This window comes from Thioclava dalianensis (assembly GCF_000715505.1).
GTDB lineage: Bacteria > Pseudomonadota > Alphaproteobacteria > Rhodobacterales > Rhodobacteraceae > Thioclava > Thioclava dalianensis.
In genome coordinates, this window is sequence record NZ_JHEH01000014.1 from 86,141 (window position 1) to 92,458 (window position 6,318).

At 62.2% G+C, this 6,318-nt stretch carries 6 protein-coding genes; all 6 read left to right on the forward strand.

Features of this window, described 5'->3' with window-relative positions:
• The first annotated feature begins 22 nt into the window (after positions 1 to 22).
• On the forward strand, positions 23 to 1,045 hold the full coding sequence (locus DL1_RS12325; RefSeq protein ID WP_038066615.1) for an ABC transporter permease: 1,023 nt from the start codon (positions 23 to 25) through the stop codon (positions 1,043 to 1,045).
• Entirely contained in the window at positions 1,038 to 1,928 is an 891-nt protein-coding gene (locus DL1_RS12330; protein ID WP_074854832.1) for an ABC transporter permease, read from the forward strand. Before DL1_RS12325 ends, DL1_RS12330 begins: the two co-directional genes overlap by 8 nt.
• Positions 1,925 to 2,887 (forward strand): ABC transporter ATP-binding protein, encoded by a 963-nt coding sequence (locus DL1_RS12335; RefSeq protein WP_038066618.1) that lies wholly within the window; start codon positions 1,925 to 1,927, stop codon positions 2,885 to 2,887. The genes DL1_RS12330 and DL1_RS12335 overlap by 4 nt, the downstream gene beginning before the upstream one ends.
• A complete protein-coding gene (locus DL1_RS12340) occupies positions 2,884 to 3,873 on the forward strand; it encodes an oligopeptide/dipeptide ABC transporter ATP-binding protein (protein ID WP_038066620.1) in 990 nt (329 codons plus the stop codon). Before DL1_RS12335 ends, DL1_RS12340 begins: the two co-directional genes overlap by 4 nt.
• A 2-nt stretch (positions 3,874 to 3,875) precedes the next feature.
• Positions 3,876 to 5,318: an amidase gene (locus tag DL1_RS12345; RefSeq protein ID WP_038066623.1), complete on the forward strand. Its 1,443-nt coding sequence runs from the start codon at positions 3,876 to 3,878 to the stop codon at positions 5,316 to 5,318.
• Positions 5,319 to 6,100: 782 nt separating this feature from the next.
• The coding region (locus tag DL1_RS21970) for a hypothetical protein (RefSeq protein ID WP_211250633.1) at positions 6,101 to 6,318 on the forward strand (218 nt) is incomplete at its 3' end.

Sequence of the window (6,318 nt, forward strand, 5' to 3'; positions counted from 1 at the left end):
CCCTGTTCCCGAGAGGCCCGCCATGCCATTGCTACTCACGCTTTTGCGCCGGATCGGTTCTGCTATCCCCAGCGTATTCGGGGTTATCCTTGTCACCTTCGTGCTGGCGCGCGCCTTGCCCGGAGACCCGGCGGCCTATTATGCCGGGGCGTCGGCCACGCCCGACAGTATCGCGCAGATCCGCAGCCAGCTTGGGCTGGATCAGCCCCTTATCGTGCAGTTCTTCGGCTATTTGGGCCAGCTTGCGCATGGCAATCTGGGACAATCGACCTCAAGCGGGCAAGCCGTGCTCAGCGATCTGATCGAGCGCCTGCCCGCCTCGATCGAGCTGACACTCACGGCGCTGATGTTTGCCCTGATCGTGGCCATTCCCCTTGGCATTTGGGCGGCAACGCGCCCCGGCTCCTGGGTGGATCACCTGTGCCGGTTGCTGGTCACGCTCGGGGCGGCCTTCCCAACCTTTTTCACCGCGCTGACCTTCGTTTATATCTTCTATTTCCAGCTTGACGTCGCGCCTGAGCCGCTTGGCCGTCTGAGCGAGATTTACTACACGATGCCGCCGCGCGTGACGGGATTGCTGCTGATCGACACGCTTCTTGCAGGCGACCCGGAGGCCTTTCGCGCAGCCTTCGCGCAGCTCATCTTGCCCGCCATATCGCTTGGCCTTTTCGCCTTGGCGCCCATTGCGCGCGTCACCCGCGCCGCGATGCTAGAGGCCTTGGGCAGCGACTATTGCCGGACCGCCCGCGCAATGGGGCTCAGCCGAGGGCGCATCTTGTTCGTGATCGCGCTGCGCAACGCGGCGTTGCCGATCCTGAATGTGCTGGGAATGGTATTTTCCTTCCTGCTGGGTGCCAATGTGCTGATCGAGAAGGTTTTTGCGTGGCCCGGCATCGGGGCCTACGCGGTCAACGCCGTGATCGCGTCGGATTATGCGGCCGTGCAGGGCTTCGTGCTGATGATGGCACTGTTGTTCATTGTCCTCAACCTCGTGGTCGATCTGTTTGCGTCCATGGCAGATCCGCGGGTGCGCTACGATGACTGATCAAACCCAATCCCCACAGACAGCTCTCGCCCCTGCCACGCCGGATCGGTGGGCCGAGTTTGCCCATCTGCTGCGCGGCAATAAAATCACCTTTGCTGCCGTTCTGCTGCTTTTGCTGCTGGTGCTGCTGGCGCTCATCGGGCCTGCGATTGCCCCTTATGGCGCGACCACGACGGATGCCACCGCATCGCTAGAGCCCCCTTCGGCGGCGCATTTCTTTGGGACCGATGCCTTGGGGCGCGATGTCTTCAGCCGGGTGGTGATCGCCACGCGCCTTGATCTGGCAATGGCCTTTGGCGCCGTCGTTTTGTCCTTTGCAGTCGGGCTGATCCTTGGGCCGATTGCGGGCTATTTCGGCGGCTGGGCCGATACGGTGATCGGGCGTTTTGTCGATACACTGATGGCGTTTCCGCTCTTTGTGCTGGCGATGGGGATTGTGGCAGCCCTTGGCAACAGCGTTGGCAATATCGTGCTGGCAACCGCCATCATCAACCTGCCCTTCTACATCCGTACCGCGCGCGCCGAGGTGAACATGCGCCGCGACCTGACCTATGTCGAGGCCGCCCGAATGGCTGGCAACTCCCCGTGGCGGATCTTGGCCGTGCATATCGTCCCCAACATTTTGCCCGCGATGGTGGTGCAAGCCTCGCTCAATCTTGGCTGGGCGATCCTGAACGCGGCGGGCTTGTCGTTCATCGGGCTGGGAGTGCGCCCGCCTACGCCTGAATGGGGGATCATGGTCTCCGAGGGCGCGGGATACATCTTTTCGGGCGAGTGGTGGACCTTCACCTTCCCTGGCCTTGCGCTTGTCCTTGCCGTGCTGTGCTTCAACTTGCTGGGTGACGGGCTGCGTGATCTGCTTGACCCAAGGAGCCGCACATGACCGCCCCGCCGTTACTGACAATCGACAAGCTGTCCTTGGATTTCGACACCCGCAGCGGGACGGTCAAGGCGCTTGAAGATATTGATCTGACGCTGAACAAGGGCGAGATTCTTGGCATCGTGGGCGAAAGCGGCTCTGGCAAGTCGGTGCTGTCTTTCGCGATCATGGGCCTGCTGGATGAGGCCGCGAAACTGCGCGCCGACAAGATAAGCTTTGGCGGCATGGCGCTGAACGCGAAAAGCGTGGCCGAGATGCGCGGACGCGAGCTGTCGATGATCTTTCAAAGCCCGCGTACCGCGCTCAATCCGATCCGCAAAGTGGGCAAACAGATTGAGGATGTGCTGGTCCGTCATGCACCGCTGCCGCGCAAGGCCGCCAAATCCGCAGCGATTGCGGCCCTGCGCCAGGTCCGCATTCCCGACCCGGAGCGGCGCTACAACGCCTATCCGTTCGAGCTGTCGGGCGGGATGTGTCAGCGGGTGATGATCGCGATGGCGCTGGCCTGCGACCCGACATTGCTGATCGCGGATGAGCCGACGACCGGGCTTGATGTCACAACGCAGGCCGTGGTGATGGATCTGATCCGTGACATCGCGGCGGAACGCAACATGGCCGTCATCTTGATCACCCATGACCTGGCGCTGGCGGGCGAGTATTGCGACCGGGTCGCGGTGATGCATGCGGGCCATATCGTCGAAGTCGCACCGGCGGCACAGGTGGCCCAAAACGCGCTGCGTCATCCCTATGCGCGACGCCTGTTTGCCGCGACGCCGGCCGCAAGCGCAGAGTTGGAGGATCTGGCCGCGATCCCCGGCAGCCTGCCCGATCTGCGCGGCACCTTGCCCGCCTGCCGCTATATGGCGCGCTGCGAGATCGCGCGCCCGGACTGCGCGCAGGCTCCTCTGCCCGCGCATGACATCTCACCGTCCCACCTCGTTCGTTGCAGGTATTGCCCATGACCCCGCTTCTTCAGGCCACCGCTTTGCGCAAGCTCTATCCCGTCAAACAGGGGTGGAGCCGGGCGCAGCTGCACGCGGTCGATGATGTCGATCTAACGCTTGCGCCCGGTGAATGTCTGGGGCTCGTGGGGGAATCGGGATGTGGAAAATCAACCCTTGCGAGGCTGATCGCACGGCTGATTGCGCCCAGTGACGGCGGGATCCGCTTTGACGGCCAAGAGATCGCCGAGACCGATCTGCGCACCTTTGCCCGCAGTCCCGAACGCGCGCAAATTCAAGTCGTGTTCCAAGACCCGCATGAATCGCTCAACCCGGGCTTCACCGCCATGCGCATCGTCAGCGATCATATTCGCAGCCTGATCCCCGGTCTCACCCCGATCCAGGTCACAGCCCGCGCCGAGGCCGCCTTTGAGGATGTCGGCCTGCCGCTGAGCTTGGCACGGCGCTATCCGCATCAACTGTCCGGGGGGCAAAAAGCCCGCGTTGGCATCGCACGCGCCATTGCGGTCGAGCCCAAACTTCTGATCCTGGACGAACCGACCTCGGCGCTGGATGTTTCGGTACAGGCGGTGATCTTGAAGCTTCTGGGGGTGCTGCGGGCCAAACGCGGCATCAGCTATATCTTCGTCTCGCATGATCTGGAGGTGATCCGGCTGATCTGCGACCGTGTGGCGGTGATGTATCTGGGCAAGATCGTGGAATGCGCGCCCACCGCACAGCTTTTCGCCCATCCCGCCCATCCCTATACCCGCGCCTTGATTGCGGGCAGTCCCGACCCGGCACGGCGCGGGCTCAAAACCGAGCGGTTGCAAGGCTCGGCCACAAGCCCGATCAACCCCGATCCCAATCGCTGCCGCTTTGCGGGGCGCTGCCCGCTGACCGCCCCCGAATGCACCGCCCAGATGCCACAGCTGCGCGCGGTGGGTCCCGATCAAAGCGCGGCGTGCCATTTCGCCCAAAGCGCCCCCGCCAAAACAGAAAGCTAATTATGGATATCGCCACCTATACCACCCTCACCGCCACGGACATTGCCCAAGGGGTGCGCGATCGACGCTTCACGGCCCGCGCCGTAACCGAGGCCGCATTGGCGCGCATGGAGGAGGTGGATCCCCAAATTCACGCCTTTGCCACTCCCGATCCCGAAGGAGCACGCCGCGCCGCAGAGGAGGTGGATCGCAAGATCGCCGCAGGCGAGGAGCCTGGCGCATTGGCTGGCGTTCCGGTCGCGATCAAGGAGCTGGTAATGACCAAGGGGCTGCGCACGACTTTCGGGTCGCGCCTCTATGAGGATTTCATCCCTGAAGACGATGACGTCTGCGTGGCCCGTTTGCGGGCGGCCGGCGCAATCATCTTGGGCAAAAGCAACGCGTCGGAATTTGGCTTTGGCGCACATGGCTGTAACCTGATCTTCGCACCCACGCGCAACCCTTGGGATCAAAGCCGCACGCCCGGTGGCTCCAGCGCGGGCTCTGCTGCAGCCGTTGCCGCGCGGATCTGCCCGTTGGCGATTGGCAGTGACGGGGGCGGCTCGATCCGCATTCCGGCGGCGTTTTGCAATCTGTTCGGTTTCAAGGCGTCGATGGGGCGCGTACCGGTCTGGCCCGGCTGCCGCGATGAGCGCTATCCCGGTGTCTCGGGCTGGGAATCGGTCGAGCATATCGGGCCAATCACCCGCACCGTCGCCGATGCCGCGCTGATGATGTCCGCTCTCGCAGGCCCTGATCCGCGCGACCGGCTGTCTGTGCCTGCCGATACCGACTGGATGGCGGCGCTTGGCACCGATCTGCCGAAAGGGTTGAAGATCGCCTATTGGCCGCGCTGGCACGATCAACCCGTCGATCCGGAGGTGGCCGCGACACAGCGCGCGGCGCTAGATCGGCTGGCGGCCGCTTTTGACCTCGATGTGACAATCGAAGCCCCGCCCGAGGCAGATCTGGAAACGGCTTTTCCCGCGATTGTGGCGCTTGAGACAGACCTGACAGGCCTGCGCACGTTGATTGCGCGCACCGGCCTCCCTGTGACCGAGGCCGTGAGCGGCCTGCTGGCCCAGCCGCGCACCTTTGAAGAGGCCACCGACGCAATTACCACACGCAAAGCTCTGACCAACGAGATTGCGCGGCGGATGCAATCCTATGATCTCATCCTCACGCCCACCGTGCCCATCGTGGCCTTTGCCTTTGATCAGACGGGCCCAGGTTCGATTGATGGCACACCGGTGGGTGCCGATGGCTGGAGCCCGTTCACCTCGCCGTTCAACCTGACGGGCCAGCCCGCAGCGAGCCTGCCTTGTGGCTTCGCTTCCGGCTTGCCGGTGGGCTTACAGGTCGTCGCAGGCCATCTGAAAGACCGTCAGGTGTTGCAAGCCTGCGCCGCCTTCGAACGAGCGCTTGCACCCGACGCGGCGTTCCCGTCTTTGAGCGCGACGTCATGACCTGTACGAGACTGCGCATGCGAAGTCCTCGGCCCGAAACCTGCATCAGGCGGCAAAAACGGGCGCATGGCGGATCTCCAAGATACTCTGCGATGAACTGAAATCTTAGTGCTTTTGATCTGCGAAGAAGACCGCCGCCTTTTTAGCGTTTCCCTCATCCCAAGACACTCCCGACTACAGCTCAGCTTCCTTTCTTCAAGTCCCAATTAACACCGTTGCAATTGCCTCACCGCGTTCACCCGCTCAAAAACAAGCAACGGCGCCTTGAGCGCAGGTTCGTCCTCGTTCCTGCGCTTGGCCTGAACTCGCACCGCTTTCACGCGGTCTGCGATTGGATATCTTTTAGGATGTACTTCAGTCGGCCAATCTGGTCACGATCTCATCAATCCACAGAGCGCTTGTAAACACCTTCGGCCAAGCCCGCAGCGCGCACGTAACGGGCCTTGAAGTCAGTCTTGACCTACCCGCGAGAACCGAGTGATAGCGCCCGCGCGACCCTTTTGGGCGCGCTACAGCGTACGATCTGGACCGACCGCGACATCTGGTCGAACGCGTACAGACGGCCTCGCTCAACACTTGGTCGAGGCGCAGAAGCAACGAGAAAACGCTCCAAGGCACCGGAGCAGGTCAGATCCTTGCCGCTCAAATGAGAGATCGTCGCTTGGCACTTCAATAGTAAGCGCAGATTCTAAAAGATCAGTCTGCTTGAACGAACGAAATAGCGTGACCGTTTTGTAGCCCAGCACGCAAAATCACCGAGAGCGAACAGAAGCCGCTCAGCCATGGTCATCACGTCTTATCGGGAATTTAAGTGGTGCCCGGAGACGGATTTGAACCGCCGACACGCGGATTTTCAATCCGGCGCTATTCCAGAGAAATCAACCGCTTACAGATCGAAGGCGCGTCAAACCGCTGACGGAACGTCAAACACTTACACCCCAATTGTCAAACCCGGCCTTGCCAGACTGACAAACGAAAACGCCGCGACCTCGGCAAAGGT